The organism is Ruegeria sp. P8, assembly GCF_056534665.1.
Genome location: NZ_JBQERC010000019.1, coordinates 1 through 21,929, shown reverse-complemented (window position 1 = coordinate 21,929; position 21,929 = coordinate 1). Strand labels below are relative to the sequence as shown.

General features: G+C 57.1%; 24 protein-coding genes. 14 read left to right on the top strand and 10 right to left on the bottom strand.

From position 1 onward, the window contains the following. The first annotated feature begins 30 nt into the window (after nucleotides 1–30). From ACR0BZ_RS17200 to ACR0BZ_RS17180, 5 genes are read left to right on the top strand one after another with little or no spacing between them, the layout of a single operon-like run. Nucleotides 31–1,125, top strand: a complete 1,095-nt coding sequence (locus tag ACR0BZ_RS17200) for a M24 family metallopeptidase (RefSeq protein ID WP_480560428.1) — start codon at nucleotides 31–33, stop codon at nucleotides 1,123–1,125. Next, on the top strand, nucleotides 1,125–2,132 hold the full coding sequence (locus ACR0BZ_RS17195) for an ABC transporter permease subunit (RefSeq protein ID WP_480477613.1): 1,008 nt from the start codon (nucleotides 1,125–1,127) through the stop codon (nucleotides 2,130–2,132). The genes ACR0BZ_RS17200 and ACR0BZ_RS17195 overlap by 1 nt, the downstream gene beginning before the upstream one ends. Further along, a complete protein-coding gene (locus ACR0BZ_RS17190; protein WP_480508270.1) occupies nucleotides 2,132–3,034 on the top strand; it encodes an ABC transporter permease subunit in 903 nt (300 codons plus the stop codon). Before ACR0BZ_RS17195 ends, ACR0BZ_RS17190 begins: the two co-directional genes overlap by 1 nt. A gap of 4 nt (nucleotides 3,035–3,038) precedes the next feature. After that, nucleotides 3,039–4,016, top strand: a complete 978-nt coding sequence (locus ACR0BZ_RS17185; RefSeq protein WP_480920841.1) for an ABC transporter ATP-binding protein — start codon at nucleotides 3,039–3,041, stop codon at nucleotides 4,014–4,016. After that, complete coding sequence (locus tag ACR0BZ_RS17180; RefSeq protein ID WP_480920840.1) at nucleotides 4,013–4,969, top strand: dipeptide ABC transporter ATP-binding protein; 957 nt, start codon at nucleotides 4,013–4,015, stop codon at nucleotides 4,967–4,969. Before ACR0BZ_RS17185 ends, ACR0BZ_RS17180 begins: the two co-directional genes overlap by 4 nt. 73 nt (nucleotides 4,970–5,042) lie before the next feature. On the opposite strand, the gene ACR0BZ_RS17175 is transcribed toward ACR0BZ_RS17180, so the two are convergent. Further along, a complete protein-coding gene (locus ACR0BZ_RS17175; RefSeq protein ID WP_480920839.1) occupies nucleotides 5,043–5,813 on the bottom strand; it encodes a transporter substrate-binding domain-containing protein in 771 nt (256 codons plus the stop codon). A 121-nt stretch (nucleotides 5,814–5,934) separates the two neighbouring features. On the opposite strand from ACR0BZ_RS17175, the gene ACR0BZ_RS17170 reads away from it, so the two are divergent. The 3 genes from ACR0BZ_RS17170 to ACR0BZ_RS17160 are packed head-to-tail and all read left to right on the top strand — an operon-like array spanning nucleotide 5,935 to nucleotide 7,787. After that, the gene (locus ACR0BZ_RS17170) at nucleotides 5,935–6,675 is read left to right on the top strand and encodes an amino acid ABC transporter ATP-binding protein (protein ID WP_480920838.1); all 741 of its coding nucleotides are present in this window, start codon (nucleotides 5,935–5,937) and stop codon (nucleotides 6,673–6,675) included. 9 nt (nucleotides 6,676–6,684) lie between these two features. After that, nucleotides 6,685–7,440 (top strand): amino acid ABC transporter permease, encoded by a 756-nt coding sequence (locus ACR0BZ_RS17165; protein ID WP_480833311.1) that lies wholly within the window; start codon nucleotides 6,685–6,687, stop codon nucleotides 7,438–7,440. Nucleotides 7,441–7,451: 11 nt separating this feature from the next. Next, on the top strand, nucleotides 7,452–7,787 hold the full coding sequence (locus ACR0BZ_RS17160) for a carboxymuconolactone decarboxylase family protein (RefSeq protein ID WP_209599036.1): 336 nt from the start codon (nucleotides 7,452–7,454) through the stop codon (nucleotides 7,785–7,787). 55 nt (nucleotides 7,788–7,842) lie between these two features. Here the strand turns inward: ACR0BZ_RS17160 and ACR0BZ_RS17155 are convergent, their stop codons facing one another. Then, nucleotides 7,843–8,751, bottom strand: a complete 909-nt coding sequence (locus ACR0BZ_RS17155; RefSeq protein WP_480920837.1) for a hydrogen peroxide-inducible genes activator — start codon at nucleotides 8,749–8,751, stop codon at nucleotides 7,843–7,845. 107 nt (nucleotides 8,752–8,858) lie between these two features. Here ACR0BZ_RS17155 and katG point away from each other — a divergent pair, with 107 nt between their 5' ends. Beyond that, nucleotides 8,859–11,039, top strand: coding sequence for a catalase/peroxidase HPI (gene katG / locus ACR0BZ_RS17150; RefSeq protein WP_480920836.1), 2,181 nt, complete (start codon nucleotides 8,859–8,861; stop codon nucleotides 11,037–11,039). A 69-nt stretch (nucleotides 11,040–11,108) separates the two neighbouring features. Here katG and ACR0BZ_RS17145 read toward each other — a convergent pair whose 3' ends face one another. The 6 genes from ACR0BZ_RS17145 to ACR0BZ_RS17120 form a co-directional block, all read right to left on the bottom strand. Beyond that, the gene (locus ACR0BZ_RS17145; RefSeq protein ID WP_480920835.1) at nucleotides 11,109–11,951 is read right to left on the bottom strand and encodes a fumarylacetoacetate hydrolase family protein; all 843 of its coding nucleotides are present in this window, start codon (nucleotides 11,949–11,951) and stop codon (nucleotides 11,109–11,111) included. An 18-nt stretch (nucleotides 11,952–11,969) separates the two neighbouring features. Then, nucleotides 11,970–12,725, bottom strand: coding sequence for an SDR family oxidoreductase (locus ACR0BZ_RS17140; RefSeq protein ID WP_480920834.1), 756 nt, complete (start codon nucleotides 12,723–12,725; stop codon nucleotides 11,970–11,972). Between the two features lie 134 nt (nucleotides 12,726–12,859). Continuing rightward, a complete protein-coding gene (locus ACR0BZ_RS17135) occupies nucleotides 12,860–13,690 on the bottom strand; it encodes an amidohydrolase family protein (RefSeq protein WP_480920833.1) in 831 nt (276 codons plus the stop codon). Next, the gene (locus ACR0BZ_RS17130; RefSeq protein WP_480488848.1) at nucleotides 13,687–14,115 is read right to left on the bottom strand and encodes an RbsD/FucU family protein; all 429 of its coding nucleotides are present in this window, start codon (nucleotides 14,113–14,115) and stop codon (nucleotides 13,687–13,689) included. The genes ACR0BZ_RS17135 and ACR0BZ_RS17130 overlap by 4 nt, the downstream gene beginning before the upstream one ends. Further along, entirely contained in the window at nucleotides 14,105–15,157 is a 1,053-nt protein-coding gene (locus tag ACR0BZ_RS17125) for an aldo/keto reductase (RefSeq protein WP_480488850.1), read from the bottom strand. The genes ACR0BZ_RS17130 and ACR0BZ_RS17125 overlap by 11 nt, the downstream gene beginning before the upstream one ends. Further along, nucleotides 15,154–15,891 carry a GntR family transcriptional regulator gene (locus ACR0BZ_RS17120; RefSeq protein WP_480484660.1) on the bottom strand — a complete coding sequence of 246 codons (738 nt, stop codon included), beginning with the start codon at nucleotides 15,889–15,891 and terminating at the stop codon, nucleotides 15,154–15,156. The genes ACR0BZ_RS17125 and ACR0BZ_RS17120 overlap by 4 nt, the downstream gene beginning before the upstream one ends. Nucleotides 15,892–15,972: 81 nt before the next feature. On the opposite strand from ACR0BZ_RS17120, the gene ACR0BZ_RS17115 reads away from it, so the two are divergent. Genes ACR0BZ_RS17115 through ACR0BZ_RS17100 form a run of 4 tightly spaced genes read left to right on the top strand, consistent with a single transcriptional unit; the run spans nucleotide 15,973 to nucleotide 21,087 of the window. Beyond that, a complete protein-coding gene (locus tag ACR0BZ_RS17115; protein WP_480920832.1) occupies nucleotides 15,973–17,526 on the top strand; it encodes a UxaA family hydrolase in 1,554 nt (517 codons plus the stop codon). Nucleotides 17,527–17,567: 41 nt separating this feature from the next. Further along, the gene (locus tag ACR0BZ_RS17110) at nucleotides 17,568–19,091 is read left to right on the top strand and encodes a sugar ABC transporter ATP-binding protein (protein ID WP_480920831.1); all 1,524 of its coding nucleotides are present in this window, start codon (nucleotides 17,568–17,570) and stop codon (nucleotides 19,089–19,091) included. Continuing rightward, on the top strand, nucleotides 19,091–20,098 hold the full coding sequence (locus tag ACR0BZ_RS17105; protein ID WP_480484663.1) for an ABC transporter permease: 1,008 nt from the start codon (nucleotides 19,091–19,093) through the stop codon (nucleotides 20,096–20,098). Before ACR0BZ_RS17110 ends, ACR0BZ_RS17105 begins: the two co-directional genes overlap by 1 nt. Before the next feature lie 44 nt (nucleotides 20,099–20,142). Continuing rightward, nucleotides 20,143–21,087, top strand: coding sequence for a substrate-binding domain-containing protein (locus ACR0BZ_RS17100; protein WP_480920830.1), 945 nt, complete (start codon nucleotides 20,143–20,145; stop codon nucleotides 21,085–21,087). 54 nt (nucleotides 21,088–21,141) lie between these two features. Here ACR0BZ_RS17100 and ACR0BZ_RS17095 read toward each other — a convergent pair whose 3' ends face one another. Continuing rightward, the gene (locus ACR0BZ_RS17095) at nucleotides 21,142–21,441 is read right to left on the bottom strand and encodes a CcdB family protein (protein ID WP_480920829.1); all 300 of its coding nucleotides are present in this window, start codon (nucleotides 21,439–21,441) and stop codon (nucleotides 21,142–21,144) included. Continuing rightward, nucleotides 21,441–21,671, bottom strand: a complete 231-nt coding sequence (locus tag ACR0BZ_RS17090; protein ID WP_209599023.1) for a type II toxin-antitoxin system CcdA family antitoxin — start codon at nucleotides 21,669–21,671, stop codon at nucleotides 21,441–21,443. Before ACR0BZ_RS17090 ends, ACR0BZ_RS17095 begins: the two co-directional genes overlap by 1 nt. Nucleotides 21,672–21,738: 67 nt before the next feature. On the opposite strand from ACR0BZ_RS17090, the gene ACR0BZ_RS17085 reads away from it, so the two are divergent. Beyond that, nucleotides 21,739–21,929: hypothetical protein (locus ACR0BZ_RS17085; protein WP_480920828.1), on the top strand; the 191-nt coding region annotated here is incomplete at its 3' end.

The window sequence follows — 21,929 nt, the reverse complement described above, 5'->3', positions numbered from 1 at the left end:
CCGGCTTTCTTATTGAGGAGGTCGGCCTGAATGCCGGATCTGTCCGAATATCGTCAACTGGCACGGGACATGTCAGTCGACGCTGTTGCTCTTGTACCTGGCCCGAATTTCACCCGCGCTTTGGGAAAAGCATTCATGAGCCACGAACGGCCCTTCGTGGTCGTTGTCCCGGCTGAGGGACAGGCCGCAGCGATTGTGCCCAATCTGGAACTGGCCTCATGGGATCTTGTCGGATTCGAGGGCGCTGTTTTCGATTGGCGCGATCAGACCGGTTATGACGATGCGTTTACCGCATGGGCCGCACAAATGCCGATCCGCTCGCTTGCGGTGGAAGGTCAGGTGATGCGGGTTTTCGTCTCTGCGGCGTTTACCCGTGCTTTGCCGGGCTTACGGATCGTCGACGGTGAACGCGAAATCTCGGGCCTGCGCATAATCAAGACCGATGAAGACATTGCTGCGATGCAGGCGGCCATCGATATCTCGGAACGTGCTCTGGGTCGTGTGATTGCAGATGTGCGCGTCGGTCAGACTGAAAAACAGGTCGAGCAGGCCCTGATACAGGCGCTGTTTGCAGAAGGGGCCGAGTCACTGGCTTTTTCGCCCATCGTGGCGGCTGGCGACAATTCGGCACGACCGCATGGGAAAGCGCGCAGCGACTACCAGATCAGGGCAGGCGACGCGTTACTGTTCGATTTCGGTGCCCGCATAGATGGTTTCGCCGCCGACATTACGCGAACCTTCTTTGTTCAGGACGTGTCGGACGAGGGCAGGGAAGTCTACGACACCGTTCTGCGCGCCAACAAAGCCGGGTTCGAAGCCTGCCGCCCGGGTGTAACGGCCCATGACATCGACGATGCGGTCATAAGCGTGCTCGAGGCCTCGCCATTTGCGGATCGTATTCGCACCAAAACGGGTCACGGGTTGGGTCGGGATGTGCATGAGGCACCTTATATCATGCGTGGGAATCATCAGAAAATCCTGCCGGGTATGGTCTGGACGAATGAACCAGGTCTGTATGCGCTCGAAAGTTTTGGCGTTCGCATCGAAGATGATGTGCTTGTCACTGAGGATGGCTGCCGGTCGCTGACCCATTTCCCCAAAGAGCTTACAATCATAGGTCGCTGATGTTTGGTTACTTACTCACCCGCATTGGCCTGTTCGTCCCGACCTTTCTGGGCGTAACGTTGATTTCATTCATGTTTATCCGGGTGCTGCCGGGTGATCCGATCATCGTCATGGCCGGCGAGCGCGGCATGACTGAAGAACGCTACCAGGAAATGGTGGAAAAGCTGGGTTTCGACAAACCGGTGTTGCAGCAATACTGGGAATACCTTGCCGGAGTTTTGCAGGGCGATCTCGGCGAAAGCTTTGTCACAAAAAAACCGGTCTGGGAGGAGTTCTTTTCGCTGTTCCCCGCGACAATGGAACTTTCGCTCTGCGCCATGATCTTCGCCATCGCATTGGGTCTGCCTGCCGGTGTGATTGCGGCGGTGAACCGGGGGAAGTTTTTTGACAGGGCACTGATGTCTTCGGCATTGGTCGGGTATTCGATGCCCATCTTCTGGTGGGCGCTGCTGCTGATCATCGTGTTTTCGGGCAATCTTGGCTGGACACCGGTGTCCGGTCGGATCGACCTGCTTTATTACTTCCCAAGTGTCACTGGCTTTATGCTGATCGACAGTCTTTTGTCCGGGCAGGAAGGCGCATTCGGGTCGGCCGTTCGTCATCTGATCCTTCCGACGATTGTGCTGGGTACTATTCCGCTGGCCGTGATCGCGCGTCAGACCCGGTCGGCGATGCTGGAGGTTCTGGGCGAGGATTACATCCGCACCGCGCGTGCCAAAGGGTTGTCGCCGACCCGGGTAAACGGGCTGCATGCGCTACGTAACGCGCTGATACCGGTTGTCACGGTGATCGGGTTGTCGGTTGGTACGTTGCTGGCGGGGGCAATTCTTACTGAAACCATCTTCAGCTGGCCGGGCATCGGCAAGTGGATGGTCGACAGTATTTTCCGCAGGGATTACCCGGTGGTGCAAGGGGGTTTGCTGATGATCGCGGTGATCGTGATGCTGGTGAACCTGCTGGTCGATGTCCTGTACGGCATCATCAACCCAAAAATCCGGAGGCGATGATGTCCGAGCTTTCGTCGACCCAGCCCGTAACTGAAAATCGTCCCAGCGCACTGCGAGAGTTCTGGTATTACTTCAGCGAAAACCGCGGTGCCGTGATTGGGTTGTGGGTCTTTGCAGGTTTTGTGTTCTGTGCGGCCTTTGCCCCTTTGCTGGCCCCCTATGATCCGACCGAACAGTTCCGGGACCATATCCTGCAACCCCCTGCCTGGCAGGAAGGCGGAAGCTGGGCCTTTCCGTTGGGTACCGATCCTTTGGGCAGGGATATGCTGTCGCGGCTGATCATGGGTTCACGCTATTCCTTCTTTGTGGGGATCGTTGTGGTCTGTGTTGCCGTAACGGGTGGCGTAATGGTCGGCCTTCTGTCGGGTTTTGCGCCCAAATGGGTTGATACATTGATCATGCGGGTGATGGACATCGTCCTGGCTTTCCCGTCTTTGCTGCTAGCCCTTGTTCTGGTCGCCATTCTGGGCCCATCACTGACCAACGCGATGATCGCCATCGCCATCGTGTTTCAACCGCATTACGTGCGCCTGACCCGCGCGTCGGTTCTGGCGGAACGGCAGAAAGACTATGTAACCTCGGCCCGTGTGGCTGGTGCGGGCAAGTCGCGGCTGATGTTCATCACGGTGTTGCCCAATTGCCTGGCGCCAATCATCGTTCAGGCGGCCCTGTCTTTTTCCACTGCCATTCTGGACGCGGCGGCCCTTGGGTTTCTGGGCATGGGCGCGCAGCCCCCCACGCCGGAATGGGGCACCATGCTGGCTGAAGCGCGCGAGTTCATCCTGCGCGCATGGTGGGTTGTCACCTTCCCCGGTCTCGCAATTCTGGTCACCGTGCTTGCCATCAACCTAATGGGCGACGGGTTGCGCGATGCGCTGGACCCGAAACTGAAACGGAGCTGATCGCATGAGCCTTTTGCAGATCCGTAATCTGACTGTCGAGTTCGCCACATCTTCGGGCAGTTTCCGCGCCGTGGACGGTGTCGATCTGTCGGTCGACAAAGGAGAATTGCTGGCCATCGTTGGCGAAAGCGGTTCGGGCAAGTCTGTGTCGATGCTGGCACTGATGGGCTTGCTGCCCTGGACCGCCAAGATCACCGCCGATGAGATGAGCTTTGAAGGCCGCGACCTGTCCGGTATCTCGGCCCGTGAACGGCGCAAGATCATAGGCAAGGACATGGCGATGATCTTTCAGGAGCCGATGTCTTCGCTGAACCCCTGTTTTACTGTCGGGTTCCAGATCAAAGAGGCATTGCGCATCCACCTTGGCCTGAACCGAAAAGAGCGTCACGAGCGTGCGGTCGAATTGTTCGATCAGGTTGGCATTCCCGCGCCTGAAAGCCGCCTGAATACTTTTCCGCATCAGATGTCAGGGGGTATGAACCAACGGGTTGTGATCGCGATGGCCATTGCCTGCAAGCCCAAGCTGCTGATCGCGGATGAACCGACCACGGCACTGGACGTGACCATTCAGGCGCAGATTCTGGATCTGCTGATCCGGTTGCGTGATGAGCATGACATGGGCCTTGTTCTGATCACCCATGACATGGGCGTCGTTGCGGAAACCGCCGAGCGGGTTCAGGTGCAATATGCCGGGCAAAAGGTTGAAGAACAGCCTGTCAGAGATTTGTTCCGAACCCCGCGTCATCCCTATACCACGGCTCTGTTAAGTGCTTTGCCGGAACGGGCGACGTCCAAGAATCTGCCGACGATTCCAGGTGTTGTTCCGGGGCAATTCGACAGGCCAAAAGGTTGCCTATTCAGTCCACGGTGCCGCTTTGCCGATGCGACCTGCGCCCAGACCCCGCCGACCCCTCATGCCGAGGCATTTGGCAAGGCGCGCTGTCACCATGTTGAAAAGATTGCCGCCGGAGAGCTGGTATGACCACACCTATCGTTCAGGCCAACGCCCTGACCCGGTTTTACACGGTCAAAGGCGGGTTGCTGTCCAAGCCCGCAACCGTAAAGGCACTGTCGGGGGTGGATTTCGACCTGCAACCGGGAAAAACACTGGCCATTGTCGGAGAGTCAGGCTGTGGCAAGTCTACGCTGGCCAGACTGATCACAATGATCGAAGAACCAACCTCGGGCAGCCTGACGATCAACGGGGTCGACATTACCCCTTCGCAATGGAGCAAGATGCGAGAGACGGTGCAGATCGTCTTTCAAGACCCATATAGCTCGTTGAATCCGCGTCAGCGCATCGGCCAGATCCTGCAAGAACCGCTGATCATCAACCGGCCACAGATGACGGCCGCCGACCGTGAAACGCAGGCACGCAAGATGATCGAGATGGTAGGCCTGCGCCCCGAACATTATGACCGCTATCCGCATATGTTCTCGGGTGGGCAACGCCAGCGGATCGCTATTGCAAGGGCGCTTATGCTGGACCCCAAGGTGCTGGTTCTGGATGAACCTGTCTCGGCGCTGGATGTGTCGATTCAATCGCAGATCCTGAACTTGCTGGTCGATCTTCAGGAACGGCTGAACCTAGCCTACCTGTTCATTTCACATGACTTGTCGGTTGTCCGGCATTTCGCCGACGACGTGATTGTCATGTATCTGGGGCGCGCGGTTGAAAAAGGCCCGAAAGAGCAGCTGTTCGCGGCACCCCGACATCCGTACTCCAAGGCGTTGCTCTCCACGACGCCTCGTGCCGACCCGGATGCCCGGAAAGAGCGGATCAAGCTGGAAGGCGAATTGCCGTCACCGATGAATATCCCTAAAGGATGCGCTTTTGCGCAACGATGCTGGCTTGCGACTGATCAGTGCAGGCAAACATTGCCTGAGCTGGATGACGAAATCCATCAGGTCGCGTGTCTGCATCCTCTTTTCTGAAGAACCAGATGGCCAACGAAAACGCCCGGGCCAAAGGACCGGGCGTCAGGAAATCCGCACGTCCTTGAAGGCGTCAGAGCCCCCATTTCTCGCGGTTTGCTTCAAAAAAGCCTTCTGCTTTTTTAACCTCGATCCAGTTGTTCACATAGTTGATCCAGATCTGATCGCCTTGTGGCAGGATCATCGCGATCGGCGAAGGTGATCGAGGGCCGGCGTTTTTCACGCGTATAACTGGAAACTTCTCCTCAAGGGTCGAACCCTCGATGTTCGACGTTATGAATACATCAGCACGACCAGCGATTACTTCCTGATACCCGCGGGCAGGGGCCTCGACCACCTTGATCTCGGCGTTCGGGAACCATTCATGGACCCGTTTTTCAAACGTGGTACCCAAAGTCGTCGCGACCTTCACGCCGGGTTGATTGATCGAGTCATACCCGTCGAATTTGTCGACCTTGTCCTTGGTGGTGTAGGGGAAGAGCTCCACCGAGATATAGCTGTCGGAAAAACCCGCAACTTTCATGCGCGGTGGCGAAATCGATGCCGACCCGGTCAGGTGGTACTTGCCCGCGACCACACCATTCACCAGTGTTTTCCAGTCGGTGGGGACAAATTCGACCTCAACTCCAAGATCGGCGGCCAATGCTTTCATGATGTCGATGTCGTACCCTTTGTAACTGTTGGTTGCCGGGTCGCGCAGTGTCATCGGGTTCCAGTCACCTGTGGTACCAACCTTGAGAACGCCGGAATCCAGCACCTCGTTCAGCGCAGATTGCGCCTGTGCGGAACCGGACAATACAAGCCCCAACACGGCGACCGCCGCGGCTTTCCAAAAAACGCTCATAGGTATCTCCCGTTGGTGGCGTTACGACCTTGTGATTGCAATCCTCATTGATTTCAGTCCAAAGGGAAAGATAACCTCAAGAAAATATTACAATGGGGCAAAAACGGGGGCAGTTCAGCATATGCCAGGCGCCGCAATCGAGCTTGTGGGCGTGAATAAGTGGTATGACACGTTTCATGTTCTCAAGGACATTAACCTGACGGTCAGCAGCGGCGAAAAGGTGGTGATTTGCGGGCCTTCAGGGTCAGGCAAATCCACCGTCGTTCGATGTATCAACCGGTTGGAAAAACACCAAAAAGGTATCATTCGGTTAGATGGGGTTGACCTGACGGATGACGCAAAGTCAACGGCAACCATACGGTCCGATGTCGGAATGGTGTTCCAGCAATTCAATCTGTTTCCGCATTTGACCGTTTTGGAAAACCTGACTTTGGGTCCGATCAAAGCGCGCGGCCTGAGCCGGAAGGACGCGGAGGAAAAAGCGCGCCATTATCTGGATCGGGTACATATCCCCGATCAGGCGGACAAAAAGCCCATGCAGTTGTCTGGTGGCCAGCAGCAACGCGTAGCGATTGCACGATCCTTGTGCATGGAACCGCGCGCGCTGTTGTTCGATGAACCCACGTCGGCTCTGGACCCCGAGATGATCTCGGAAGTGTTGGAAGTTATGGTTGAACTGGCAAATGAGGGCATGACCATGGTGGTTGTGACCCACGAAATGGGATTTGCCCGCAAAGTTGCCGACAAGATGGTCTTCATGGATGCCGGTGAGATTGTCGAAGAAGGCAAGCCGGAGCATTTCTTTACCAACCCTCAGTCAGACCGCTGTCGCAAATTCCTGTCTCAGATTCTGCAGCACTGAGAGGGGCAGATGAAAAAACTTCTACTAGTCGTACCTTTGCTGCTGGCAGGCTGTTCTTCATCCCAGACCTGGGGCTGGTATGTGATCGACCCGACTACAGCATCGGGGTGGATCAATGTGAAATTCCTGATCTCGGGGATGGGTTCAACGATTCAGATTTCACTGATCGCCGCCGTGCTGTCGATCGTCATCGGATTGCTGGTGGCCCTGCCGGGATTGTCCGAAAAACGTGGCTGGCGGCTGGTCAACCGTGTTTACGTTGAATTCATTCGGGCCATTCCCTTGCTGCCGATGCTGTTTTGGGTCTTTTACGGCTTGCCCATCGTGTTCAAGTCGATGGGCATGAACGTACCAATTGACCCGTTCTGGGGTGCAATCATCACCCTGGCGATTTCCGACAGCGCCTTCACTGCGGAAATTTACCGCGCAGGCATTCAATCCATTGCGCGCGGTCAAAGCGAAGCGGCGCAGACCATCGGGCTGAACTATGTGCAGACCATGCGTTATGTGATTCTGCCGCAGGCAATCCGGCGCATTCTGCCGCCCTTGGCAAACCAGTTCATCTACATCGTCAAGATGAGTGCATTCGCCAGCGTCATCGGGATGCAGGAACTGACCCGCCGCGCGAATGAGCTGGTGGTTACCGAATACCGCCCGTTGGAAATCTATACCCTGTTGATCTTTGAATACCTGATCCTGGTTCTGATCATCAGTACGGGTGTGCGCTGGCTGGAGCGTCGCATGGGCGCGGACGAGCGCGGATAAGGAGAATGGATATGGACTGGAAAGCTTTCATGGCCGAGACCGAGGCCAATATCGGAACTTTTTCAAAGGAAGTGCCCGAAACCGTGCGCGGCTTTGGCATCATGGGCAAGGCCGCCAAGACCAATGGCGCACTAAGTGAGAAAACCAAGGAATTCATGGCCCTTGGCATCGCCATTGCGACCCGCTGCGACAGTTGCATAGGGTTTCACGTGCGTTCCCTTGTCCGGCTGGGTGCAACCCGAGACGAGATGTGCGAGGCATTGGCGATGGCGACCTATATGGGCGGCGGGCCGTCTTATGCTTACAGCGCCAAAGCGCTGAAGGCTTATGATGTGTTTTCCGGGTAATTGCCGCGCATAGCATTAATGCGGGTTGTGATCAGGCGTTTGGTTCCGGTTTCATTTACCCCATGCCTCCCGCGTTTTCTTCTGCGGTTTTGCGAATAATTGCACCGATTTTCAGAAGGTTTTCGCCCAGCGGGTTGGTCTTTCGCCAGATCAGGCCGATGGTTCGGGTTGGTGGGGTGTCCTGAAAGCGGGCGATGGACACGTCGGCAGACCGGGTTTCCAGCCCCACGGCCATTTCCGGTATCAGCGTCACACCGATGCCCGCCCCGACCATCTGTACCAGTGTGGACAGAGAACTGCCCTCCATAATGTGCTGCGGTTCGATATTGCGGATCGAACAGAAGGAAAGCGCCTGATCTCTGAAACAATGCCCTTCTTCCAGCAACAACAGCCGCATCGTTCTGAGCTGTGACGAACTTGGCATTGGCAACCCGGCGTCCCGCGCCGGGCGAACCAGCAGAAAGTCTTCGTTAAACAACGAAAATTCCCGAAGGCTGGGTTCCGAGACAGGCAAAGCGACAACGGCAAAATCCAGTCTTGAGTCCAATATTTCGCCGATCAGGGTTTGGGTGATGGTCTCTTTGGGCTCGATCGTCAGCTGGGGGAATCGTTTCGACAATGCCTTGATGATTGATGGCAGCAAGTAAGGCGCGACCGTGGGGATGACCCCGATTCTGATGCGACCCGACAAGGGACCAGCGGAAGATTGCACAAGATTCCCCAAATCCTCGACCCGCGTCAGGATTTCGCGGCCATGTTTTAGGACATCTTCGCCAAGCGCGGTCAGGCGCGTCTCGCGCGCTGCGCGTTCGACCAAGGGGCCACCCATGATGGCCTCCAGCTCTTTGATTTGTATGGAAAGCGCGGGTTGCGAAATCGCGCTGGCCGCCGCGGCTTTGCCAAAATGGCGGTGGGTGGCAAGCGCTTCAAAATAGCGCAGGTGTTTAAGCGTGAGTAACTTCATAGGAAAAACTAATCGTAATGATAGTAATTACAAATTTCCAATTATCGAAACTGTGGGGTACGAGTCAAGACATCTGAACCCCTCAGTAAATACTCAGGAGATTTACAATGGACGGTAATCCCCACAATCATCAATCCGGCGGCTGCCCAGTCTTGCATGGCGGGAACACGGGCACAGGCAACTCTGTCACCAAATGGTGGCCGGATGCGCTGAACCTGGACATTCTGAGCCAGCACGACACCCGCACCAACCCGATGGACGCGGATTATAACCACCGCGAAGCGGTCAAAGGGCTGGATTTCAATGCTGTTCGTGCTGACGTCGAAGCGTTGCTGACCGACAGTCAGGACTGGTGGCCAGCCGATTGGGGCCACTATGGCGGCCTGATGATCCGTCTGGCGTGGCACTCTGCCGGGTCGTACCGCCTGGGGGATGGTCGCGGCGGCGCAGGTTCGGGCAACATCCGTTTTGCACCGCTGAACTCGTGGCCGGACAATGCCAGCCTTGATAAAGCGCGCCGTCTGCTCTGGCCGGTGAAAAAGAAATACGGCAACGCGCTGTCTTGGGCCGATCTGATCGTTCTGTCGGGCACGGTGGCCTATGAATCCATGGGATTGAAGACCTTTGGTTTCGGTTTTGGTCGCGAAGATATCTGGGGCCCCGAAAAAGACGTCTACTGGGGTTCTGAAAATCAGTGGCTGGCACCGTCCGAGAACCGTTATGGCGATCTGGAAACCCCCGGCACGCTGGAAAACCCTCTGGGTGCGGTGCATATGGGCCTGATTTATGTGAACCCCGAAGGCGTGAACGGTAACCCGGACCCGGCGAAAACAGCGCTGCACATCCGTGAAACCTTTGCCCGCATGGCAATGAATGACGAAGAGACCGCCGCGTTGACCTGTGGTGGTCACACAGTCGGCAAAGCGCATGGCGCGATGGCGGGCGATCATATCGGCGCCGAACCCGAAGCCTGCCCGGTTTCCGGTCAGGGTTTGGGATGGGACAACCCCGATCAAAACGGCAAGGCAACCAACGCGTTCACGTCTGGTATCGAGGGTGCGTGGACGAAAAACCCGACCAAATTCGACATGGGCTTTTTCGATTACCTGTTCGGCTATGAGTGGGAATTGGGTAAATCGCCCGCGGGTGCACAACAGTGGCAGCCTATCGACATGCCGGAAGATGAAAAGCCGGTCGACCCGACCGACCCTTCGGTTCGGCGTATGCCGGTCATGACCGATGCGGACATGGCAATGAAGATCGATCCGATTTACAACGCGATCTGTCAGAAGTTCATGGCCGACCCGGATTACTTTGCTGACACCTTTGCCCGCGCTTGGTTCAAGCTGACCCACCGCGACATGGGGCCACGCGTCAATTACTATGGCCCAAACGTCCCGTCAGAAGAGCTGATCTGGCAGGACCCGATCCCTGCGGGTTCGACCGCGTATGACGTCGATGCCGTCAAGGCAAAAATCGCCGACAGCGGTCTGACCGCGGTCGAGATGATCACCACCGCATGGGACAGCGCCCGTACCTTCCGAGGCTCGGACAAACGCGGCGGCGCAAACGGTGCGCGTATCCGTCTGGCTCCACAGAAAGACTGGGCAGGGAACGAGCCCGAGCGTCTGGCAAAAGTGCTGGGCGTGCTGGAGCCTATTGCCGCGGAAACCGGGGCCTCGATTGCCGACGTGATCGTTCTGGCGGGCAACGTTGGTCTAGAACAGTCGATCAAAGCCGCAGGCTTTGACGTGGCGGTTCCGTTTTCGGCCGGTCGCGGCGATGCGACGGATGAGCAGACCGATGCCGACAGCTTCTCGGTGCTGGAGCCGCTGGCGGACGGGTTCAGAAACTGGCAGCTGAAGGAATACGCTGTATCACCCGAGGCGATGATGCTGGATCGCGCGCAACTGCTGGGTCTGACCGCTGCGGAAATGACGGTTCTGGTTGGTGGCCTGCGTGTGCTGGGTGCCAATCACGGCGGATCGGCGCATGGGGTCTTCACGGATCGCGTGGGTCAGTTGACCACCGACTTCTTCGTCAATCTGACGGATATGTCGCTTAGCTGGCATCCGGTAGATGGCGGCACCTATGAGCTGCGTGATCGTGCCTCGGGTGAGGTCAGGTTCACCGCAACCAGCGCGGATCTGGTCTTCGGCTCGAACTCGATCCTGCGTGGCTACGCCGAGGTCTATGCCCAGGACGATAATGCCGAGAAGTTCGTGCGCGACTTCGTAGCGGCCTGGACCAAGATCATGAACAACGACCGGTTCGATCTGGTAGCCTAAGTCAAAAAATATCAGGCGAGGGAAACCTCGCCTGATATTGTGTTCGGGCTGACATCTGGTAGTGCCCGATTATCCCGCGATCACATTCTGTTTTTGAACACCCAGGCCTTCGATGCCCAGTTCCATCGTGTCGCCGGGTTTCAGATAGACTTGCGGGTTTTGCCCCATGCCCACACCCGGCGGAGTTCCGGTCGAGATCACATCGCCCGGCTGTAAAGACATGAATTGCGACAGGTGTGAGATCACAGTTGCCACCCCGAAATGCATCGTCCGGGTCGAGCCGTCCTGATAACGGTGGCCGTTGACCTCAAGATACATCGGCAGGTTCTGTGGGTCTGCAACCTCGTCCCGCGTCACCAGCCACGGACCGATGGGGCCGAATGTGTCTGCCGACTTGCCCTTGACCCACTGCCCCGAGCGGTGAAGCTGAAAATCACGTTCCGACAGGTCATTGACCACGCAATAGCCAGCGACGTGATCCATCGCTTCGGCCTCGGAGATGTATTTTGTTTCCTTGCCGATCACCACGCCCAACTCTACCTCCCAGTCGGTCTTGACGGACCCGCGCGGGATTTCCACCGTGTCGTTCGGCCCGATAATGGCCGATGTCGCCTTGAAAAAGATCACAGGTTCCTGCGGCAATTCCATACCGCTTTCTGCCGCGTGGTCGGCATAGTTCAGGCCGATGCAAATGAACTTGCCCACTTGGCCGACACACGCCCCTAAACGGGTGTTGCCTTCAACGATCGGCAAGTTCTGTGCATCCAGCGCGCGCAGTCGCGCCAATCCATCGTCGCTGAGAACGTCGCCCGAAATATCGTCGATGACGCCTGACAGGTCGCGAATTGTGCCATCGTCGTGCAGCAGCCCGGGCTTTTCTGCACCCAAGGCGCCAAACCGCAGTAGTTTCATATTGTGATCCCTTTCAGTTTAAATCGCCCATCCGCCATCAATGGCAAAGGGCTGACCTGTGGTAAATGCGCTGCTTTCACTCGCAAGGTAGAGCGCCAGTTCGGCAATCTCGTCGGCAGTCCCAATGCGCCCCATTGGCTGGCGGGCGATGAAATCCGCCATCGCCTTTTCGTAGTCGCCCGTCGCCCTCAAACGCTCGTGCAGGCTGGGGCTGTCGACGGTGCCGGGGCAGATGGCATTACACCGGATGCCCTGCGTGACAAAATCGGCGGCGATCGACTTGGTCAGGCCAATTACGGCAGCCTTTGACGCGCAATATACAAACCGGTTCGGAACACCTTTCATCGACGAGGCGACCGAGGACATATTGATGATCGACCCCCCGCCGTTTTTCAACATCGCGGGTAGGGTCAGACGGATCAGGCGATACATGGCCTTCACATTAAGATCGAAACTGAAATCCCAGTCGTCCTCTTCGCACTCAAGAATGGTCCCGTTTGCCACGTAACCCGCGCAATTGAACAGGATATCCAGCGGTGGCAATTCAGCCACGGCACGTTTCACAGCATGCGCGTCTGTCACGTCGAGATGGATCGGAGAGATCCCGTCGATTTCCGAAAGCTCGGCCAATGTGGTTTCGTTGATGTCGCTGGCAAAGACATGCGCGCCTTCGGCTACGAACAGTTCGGCCGTGGCACGTCCGATGCCCTGTCCAGCCGCGCTGATGAATGCGGTTTTGCCTTTTAGTCGGTCAGAAGGCTGATGCGATGTCATTCTGGTCCTCATGATTTTCCCGAAGCCGGGTGGTGTGTTGGGGATAACTGCCTTGTTGGTCGCGCCTCAGGGAAAAGATTGGGCAGGATCAGCGGGCGCAAAGCAGTGCGTGTTTGGGGTTCGGTGCGGCACGGTCAAATCCTGATGTGATAAGCCGTTGCCGCATTCCCTCCAAGGATGGCCGAACGGTCTTTGGAGGAAAGTGCGTTTAGCAGTTCATCGGTTGCATCGATCCATCGTTCATAGCTGCTGGCCAATGTGCAGACCGGCCAGTCGCTGCCCCAGATCAACCGCGATGGTCCGAACGTGTTCAGTAGGTGATCCACATAGGGGTACAGGTCCCGAACCGTCCAGTCAGGTGCAGCTTCGGTGACAAGACCGGACAGTTTGCAGAACGCGTTGGTGTCCCGCGCGATGGCGGCCATGTCTTCGGCCCACCCGTCAAATGCACCGTCCCGGATCAGAGGTTTCGAGCCATGGTCAATCACAACCCGCATGGTCGGGTGCTGTGTCAGAAGTTGACGCAGCGGCCCCAGGTGCCGGGGCAGGGTGAGGGCATCGAAAGTCAGATCGTTAGATTGGATGGCCTCAAAGGCAGGTCTCAGGGCTGCGCCGAGCATCCAGTTCGGATCAGCGATATCCTGAATCATTGGCCGCAGACCAACCAAAGCGGGATGAGTGGCTAGTCTGATGATTTGTGCACGCGCATCAGGGGCGTCGAAACCGACCCAGCCAACCACACCTTTGATAAAAGGTGTCTTGTCCGCCAGTGACAACAGGTACTTCGTTTCGGCGACGGTCGACGCTGCCTGAACCAGAATTGTCCCGTCGATGCCCTGTGCTTGCAACAATGGCGCAAGATCACCTGGCCCGAAGTCCCGGTAAATCTGGCCCAAATCCGGTGTCAGCCACCCATAGTCACCACGTGCCAGCGCCCAAAAATGCTGATGGGCGTCGATCTTCATGCAATCACGCCTTTCTTCAGGATGATGTTGCCGTACAGCCTGCGCTCGCCGGTCTGAATGATGGCAAATGCGGATGCCGCGCGTTGGTAGAAGTCGAACCGGTCCAGACCCTGAATTTGCGCGGGGTTGTCAGCCTGCGCGTCGATGATCTTTTGGAAATCTGCGACGGCCTCGGGCACGGCTTCGGGATCACCGACAACCTGCATGGTCAGCGCGGGGTCGGGTACGAATGTGTCCAGCGGCATGACAGACAACACCGCGCCAAGCAGATCACTTGCCGTTGAACCATCCGCACGAATGCAGTCAGGCCCAAGGTTGGAGCCCGGGAAATTGGCGTCCGCAATAACGATGTCATCGCCATGGCCCATGGCGCGCAAGGCGTACAGCAACTCAGGAGACAACAGCGGGTCGAGGTTACGCAGCATTGACAGGTTCCTTGGGCAAGGGGGCATCTGGCCGGATCAGGCCTTCGGTACGCAGGTCTGACCAAAGCTGGGCGGGGATAGTCCGCTCCAGCAGGGCGACATTGGCTTGAACCTCGGCCGCATTGACGGCGCCCGGAACAACCGTTTTCACGGCGGGGTGTCCCAGAACAAATTGCAGCGCGGCTGCGATCAGCGGTGTGTCATGGGCCGCACAGACAGTTTCGATCCTGCGCACCCGTTCAAGAATATCCTCAGGCGCATCGGAATAGTTATACTTGGCCCCAGGCACCGGTCCGGTGGCGAGGATACCTGAGTTATACGGCCCGCCCAGAATGATGCCCACATCGCGTTTCTCGCAAAGTGGCAGAAAACTGTCCAAAGCTTCCTGCTCCAAAAGCGTATACCGACCTGCCAGCAGGAACCCGTCGAAATCGCCAAGACCCAGCAGTTTTTCGCAAACCTGCCATTCATTCACGCCGGCGCCAATCGCAGCGATCTCACCTGCATCGCGCAGTTCAACCAGCGCCTTGTACCCGCCGCCATCGAACAACTCGCGTACTTTGGCGTCTGACATTTCCTGACTGCCCTGACTGAAAGCGCAGACGTCATGCACCAGAAGAATGTCCGCATTGGCAACACCTGTCCGGTCCCGGCTTGCCTCATATGACCGCATGACGCCGTCATAGGTATAGTCGAACACAATGCGTTTCTGCGGAACGTCCACAAACGCTTCGGGTGTCACCTCATGTGGTTCGCAATCCAACAGCAGACGACCGATTTTGGTTGATAGCTGAATGTTCTCACGCCCAAACCGCCTGATCGCTTCGCCAAAGCGATACTCGGACCGCCCCAACCCGTATTGCGGCGCGGTGTCGAAGAACCGGATGCCTGCGTCAAAAGCGGATTGCAACGCAGCCTGCGCATCAGCATCCGAGACCTTGCGATAAAGATTGCCCAATGGCGCGCCGCCAAACCCCATGCGGGTCAGCGGTACAGGCCGGGACGTCCTGTTGTTCAGAAGGGCGGTTTGCGAAACGGTCATCCTGCCTCTCGGGTGTTTTGGGGGGGTAAATTGAACAGCTGCGGTCTTTCCTGTTGCAGCTGTTCTATCCGAGGCATCAGTTGCCCAAGGTGATGGCGCATGGCGTCTTGTGCTGCACGTTCATCATGGGCGCAGATGGCATCGAATATCGCCCGGTGTTCGGCCAGTGTTTCCGCGATGCGGCCGGGTGTCGGCAACAGCAACATACGCGCGCGGCTGACCTGTAGCGACACCGTCTGCGCCACATCCGGCAAGCGAAGCATCCCGGTGAACGCCATCAACAGGGCGTGGAATTCTTCATCCGCGTGATAGAACCCGGCAATGTCGTCATCTTCGATCAACAGCTCTTGCAGGCGCACGTTGCGGCTCAGCTTTTTGCGCTGATCATCGGTCAGGTCACGCGCAACCTTGGCCACAGTTGCCAGCTCCAGGGCCTCTCGCAGAAAGGCGCCTTCGCGTATTTCATCCATCGAGAAATAGGACACGCGTGTACCCGATTGCGGCACCACATCCACCAGTCCTTCGGCGGCAAGCCTGGTGATGGCGTCCGCGACAGGTGCGCGGGATACACCCAGGCGCGTGCAGATTGGTGCCTTTCTCAGATTGGCACCGGGAGGGAAATCCAGTGCCAGGATCGCCTGTTTGATGGATTGGTAAACCCGCTGCGCAAGCGATCCCTCAAATGTTGAAATGTCGGGCAGGCGGGTGGCGTCAATGTCATATGGGTGGTTCATGAATCTGAACTATCATACTAACATGTTAGTTGACAATAGCAGATTATCCCCGTAGCTCTGTGGCGAACAAGCGGGGATTCCATGCACCCAGTTTCAGAGATCAAAACCCCGGGAGGCCCGGCCCGTGACACAATCCGGCTGAACCCGGATGACAACGTGATCATCGCGTTGCGCGACCTGAAAGCCGACGCGCAACCGGATGGGATATCGATACGGCTTCCCACGGACATCGCACGCGGGCACAAGATCGCCACCGCCCCGATTGCGGCGGGTGAAAATGTGATCCGCTATGGACAGATCATAGGTCAGGCCAAAGCGGATATCGCCGCGGGCGAGCATGTTCATGTCCATAATCTGGGTATGGGGGCGCATCAGCAGGACTACGCATATGCAAGCGCGAACGCGCCGCTGCCCGAGATTTCAGGCGACCGTATCTTCCAGGGCTTCCACCGCGCCGATGGCAAGGTCGGCACGCGCAACTACATCGGCATTTTGACAACGGTGAATTGCTCTGGCTCCGTGGCGCGGTTCATCGCCGAAGCCGCCGAGAAACGGGGCTTATTGGACGCGTACCCGAATGTGGACGGTATCGTCCCGATCGTTCATGGCACTGGATGCGGCATGTCGGGCAAAGATGAAGGCTACGCCACGTTGTTTCGAACGCTGGCGGGATATGCCCAGCACCCGAATTTCGCCGGTATCCTGTTGATCGGTTTGGGCTGCGAGGTGATGCAGGTGGCCGATCTGGTTGGCGGTCGTCCGATCCGTCCTGATGGCGTGCTGCGTTACATGACCATTCAGAGTGAGGGCGGCACACGCCGTACCATTGAACGTGGATTGAACGAGCTGCGCGGGATTGCCGACCTCGCGAACAAGGCCGAACGCAAACATGCGCCGATCAGTGCGATAACGGTCGGAATGCAATGCGGCGGGTCGGATGGGTATTCCGGGATCACCGCCAATCCTGCTTTGGGTTATGCGTCGGATCTGTTGGTGCGGCATGGCGGTACGACGATCCTGTCCGAAACCTCGGAAATCTATGGCGCGGAACACCTTTTGACCCGGCGGGCCGAGACCGTTGAGGTCGGGGAAAAGCTGATCGAACGCATTCGCTGGTGGGAGGGGTATACACAGCGCAACGGCGGCGAGATGAACAACAACCCAAGCCCGGGCAACAAGCGCGGCGGGTTGACGACCATTCTTGAGAAATCGCTTGGCGCCGTCGCCAAGGGCGGCACCGCGCCCTTGCGCGGTGTTTACAAGTTCGGCGAGAAAATCGACAAGGCCGGCTTTGTTTTCATGGACAGCCCCGGTTTTGATCCATGCTCGGTCACGGGGCAGGTAGCGTCAGGCGCGAACCTGATCGTGTTCACCACCGGGCGGGGCTCGGTTTCAGGATATCAGCCAACACCCTGCATCAAGCTTGCAACCAACTCCGAAATGTATGCCCGGATGTCGGAAGATATGGATCTGAACTGTGGGGACATCGTCACAGACGGCGTGAGCATTGAGGCAAAAGGCGAAGAGCTGTTCGAAATGCTGATCCGCGTCGCATCGGGTGAACAAACAAAAAGCGAAGAACTTGGCTTTGGTGGGGTCGAATTTGTGCCCTGGCAAATCGGCGCGGTGATGTAGGCGGCACCACCCCTTGGGGAGAGGGGTGTTTGGGAGGATAAATGACAAAACTGGTCGACATGTCGGGGATCGAGAAACACTTTCCCGGAGTCCATGCGCTGAAATCAGTGCAGTTCGATCTGATGCTGGGTGAAGTCCATGCGCTGATGGGCGAGAATGGTGCGGGAAAAAGCACGCTGATGAAAATCCTCTCGGGGATCTATCAGCGCGACGGCGGCACACTGCAAATCGAAGGGCGTGATGCAAACCCAACCTCGCCACGCGAGGCGCAGGCCTTGGGTATCGGCATCATTCATCAGGAACTGAGCCTGATGAATGATCTGACGGTGGCGCAGAATATCTTTATCGGCCGCGAACCTCGTAAACGGTTTGGGCGGCTGAACGATGTCGCGTTGAATGCACAGACGGCCGAGATTTTTGCGTCCATGAACCTAAGCCTCGACCCCAGGGCGCAGGTCGGCAGTCTGACCATTGCGAAACAACAGATGGTCGAGATCGCCAAGGCATTGTCTTTCCGGTCCAGGGTTCTGATCATGGATGAACCGACCGCGGCCCTGAACGATGCTGAAATTGCCGAGCTGTTCGTGATCATCCGCCGCCTGAAGGCCGAAGGCGTGGGCATTGTCTATATCAGCCACAAAATGGATGAGCTGAAGCAGATTGCTGACCGGGTTACGGTGATGCGCGACGGAGAATACGTTGGCACCGTTGACGCGGCAGCAACGCCGATCAGCCAGATTATCGCGATGATGGTAGGTCGCGAAGTCAAGGAAGAGCCGCTGGTCCCCCCCGATCTGAGCGATGCCGAGGTTTCGCTGGAAGTGACCGGGCTGTGTCGGGGTCACGAAATCCGCGATGTCAGCTTTTCGGTCCTGAAGGGTGAGATCCTGGGCTTTGCCGGGCTGATGGGGGCCGGACGTACCGAAGTTGCGCGGGCAATCTTCGGGGCTGATCCCAAAGATAGCGGAGAAATCCGGGTGCATGGGCAGGTGGTCTCGATCAGGACACCATCCGATGCCGTCAAGGCGGGCATCGGCTATCTTTCCGAGGATCGCAAGCATTTCGGCCTCGCCACAGGGATGAGCGTTCGTGACAATGTTGCCTTGGCTTCGATGGATATGTTCACCGGACGTGTCGGTGTTCTGAACGATGGTGAAATCAGCACGACGGCCAAGGGTTACATCACGCAGCTGGGCATTCGCACGCCTTCGGACACGCAGGAGGTACGCCTGCTGTCCGGCGGCAATCAGCAGAAAGTTGTCATTGCCAAATGGCTGCTGCGGGATTGCGATATCCTGATTTTCGATGAGCCCACGCGCGGTATCGACGTGGGCGCAAAATCTGAAATCTACAAGCTGCTGGAAGAACTGGCCGGGCAGGGCAAGACGATCATCGTGATTTCGTCGGAACTGCCCGAGATCATGCGCCTAAGCCATCGCATTGCCGTGATGTGCGAAGGCCGACTGACCGGCATTTTGCCGGGCGGCAAAGCCACCACTCAGGAAGACATCATGCATCTGGCGACGCAGCGGGCGGCGGCGATGCAGATAACAGGAACAGCGTAATGACCTCAGCAACGGAAATCGAAAAGAAAAGCCCACTGGCGGGGCTCTCGGAAAGCGGCGCCTACCAAAAGCTGCTGGCCTTCGCCAGCTTGATTGCCTTGCTGATCGGGTTTTCAATCGCGTCGCCGAACTTCATGCAAACTTCAAACATGATCGCCATCTTGCAGGCGACATCGGTCAATGGGGTGCTGGCGGTTGCTGCAACATTGGTCATCATAACTGGCGGGATCGACCTGTCCGTGGGAACTCTGATGACATTCTGTGCCGTTATCGCCGGTGTCGTGCTGACCTATCTCGGAATGCCACTGTTGTTGGGGGTTACGGCAGCGATTGCGGCGGGTGCGTTCTGCGGGCTGTGCTCGGGCACCTTTGTCGCCAAGATGAAAATCCCGCCCTTCATTGCCACGCTGGGTATGATGCTGATCCTAAAAGGGTTGTCGCTGGTGATTTCCGGCACGCGGCCCATCTACTTCAACGACACGCCGGGCTTTGACCAGATTTCGCGCGGGTCGCTGATCGGAAAGGTTTTTCCCGCATTACCGATCCCCAATGGCGTGCTGATCCTTTTCCTTGTTGCCATTGCAGCTTCGTACATTCTGGGGCGCACGGTTCTGGGCAGATACACCTTTGCGCTGGGATCAAACGAAGAGGCGGTGCGCCTATCGGGGGTGAATACCGATCTTTGGAAGATGCGTATTTACGCTCTGGCAGGTGGGATCTGCGGTATCGGTGGAATTCTGATCGCGTCGCGACTGAATTCGGCGCAGCCCGCGCTGGGGCTTGGCTACGAGCTGGAAGCCATCGCTGCCGTCGTGATCGGGGGCACGTCCCTGTCCGGTGGGCGTGGTACAATCCTTGGAACCCTGATCGGTGCCCTGATCATGGCAGTTCTGACCAATGGTTTGCGAGTGCTGTCCGTCGCGCAGGAATGGCAGACCGTTGTCACCGGCGCGATCATCATTCTGGCCGTTTACGCCGATATGGCGCGGCGCAGGAAGACAGGTTGAACAGTCACAAAAATCAGAAACGAAGACCAACTGGAGGAGAAGACATGCTAACACGTCGTTTCATTTTGGGGGCCCTGAGTGCGGCCAGCCTTTCGATACCTGCAACTATGTCATCAGCGGAAGACATATATATTCCGCTGGTGTCCAAAGGGTTTCAGCACCAGTTCTGGCAGGCGGTAAAGTCCGGTGCGGAACAGGCCGCGGAGGAATACGGTGTCACGATCACCTTTGAAGGCCCGGACAACGAAACCATGGTGGATCGTCAGATCGACATGCTGGCGGCGGCCTTGGCCAATAACCCCAAGGCCATCGGTTTTGCCGCTCTGGACAGCCAGGCCGCCATTCCACTGCTGAAGCAGGCTGATGAAAAGGGCATTCCGATCATTGCCTTTGACAGTGGCGTTGACAGCGACATTCCGGTTTCTACAGCAACAACAGACAATCAGGCCGCGGCTGCGCTGGCTGCGGACAAGATGGCCGAGATGATCGGCGGCAAAGGCAAAGTGGCCGTTGTTGCACATGACCAGACCAGCCGCACAGGCATCGACCGGCGCGACGGCTTCGTCAGTCGCATTGCCGAAAAATACCCGGATATCGAAGTTGTCACGGTTCAATACGGTCAGGGTGACCACCTGAAATCGACCGAGGTGACCAAAGCGATCCTGACGGCGAACCCCGATCTGAATGGCATCTTCGGCACCAACGAAGGCTCGGCCATCGGAGTGGTGAATGGGGTGCAGGAACTGGGGACCGAGGGGCTGGTCATCATCGGGTATGACAGCGGCAAGGCCCAGAAAGATGCGATCAAAAGCGGGCTGATGGCGGGTGCAATCACTCAGAATCCCGTGGGCATCGGGTATGAAACCGTCAAGGCTGCTGTGGCCGCGATGAAGGGCGAAGAAGTTCCTGCCCTGATTGATACCGGGTTTTACTACTACGACGCATCCAACATCGACGATCCAAAGATCGCGGCTGTTCTGTACGACTGATTTTCATTGTCATACTTGTTCCTGGCTCTTGGTTCTCCAAGAGCCAGAAGCTTGTCAGAATCCCTGCATTAGCATGTCGATGCCGGCGGTGATCTGCGCAAAGTGATCATCAAGGTTGTCGACCGGCGATTTTAGAATGCCCACCGGAACGGCAGCCATGAATTGGGTTGCCATTACAAACGATTTGCCCTGGATAACAAAGACGGGATTGAGCCGGGTGGCTGGGATCGGTGCCGTCGCTTCGGGAAGGAGTGGCACGACGACGCGTGTGTTCAACCCGCTCAGCAGATCGCTCTGGATGTCCAGAAGATACCCGTCACCTGACGGGTTGGGGAACACGTCGTATTTTGGCATCAGAACTGTCGGTAGGTGTCCAGCGGTAAGCCATTACGCTCGACATACGCGTTGGAACTCTCAAGTGCGGCCTTGTTTTCGGCTTTCCAGCGTTCAGCTTTTGCGCTGGCGACTGCGGCCCGAATGCCGTCTTCGGCTGCGCGGGACAGGTTGATCTTCAGATCCCGCGCCTCGGACAGCATATCGCCATCCAGTGATAGATTTGTCGGTTTGCGAGATGGAGCATTCATTTGACTACCCTCTGAACTGCGCCATTTTACCATCACACGATATGCGCGTCAAACATGCGCATATTACGTGAAGCGTGGAAGCCCTCTGTTCAGCGGTACGTGGCAATCAGGAGATTTTTGGCCTGAAAAGAGCTTTGCGCTCAGTTCTTGTAACCTCTCATTACTGAGCGACTTTTTGTTTGTGTTTATTGAACTGTTGGTCGAAGAGGTTTTTGAAGGGTCCGTTTTTCTGCATGAGTTGGTCGAGGTTTCCCTGTT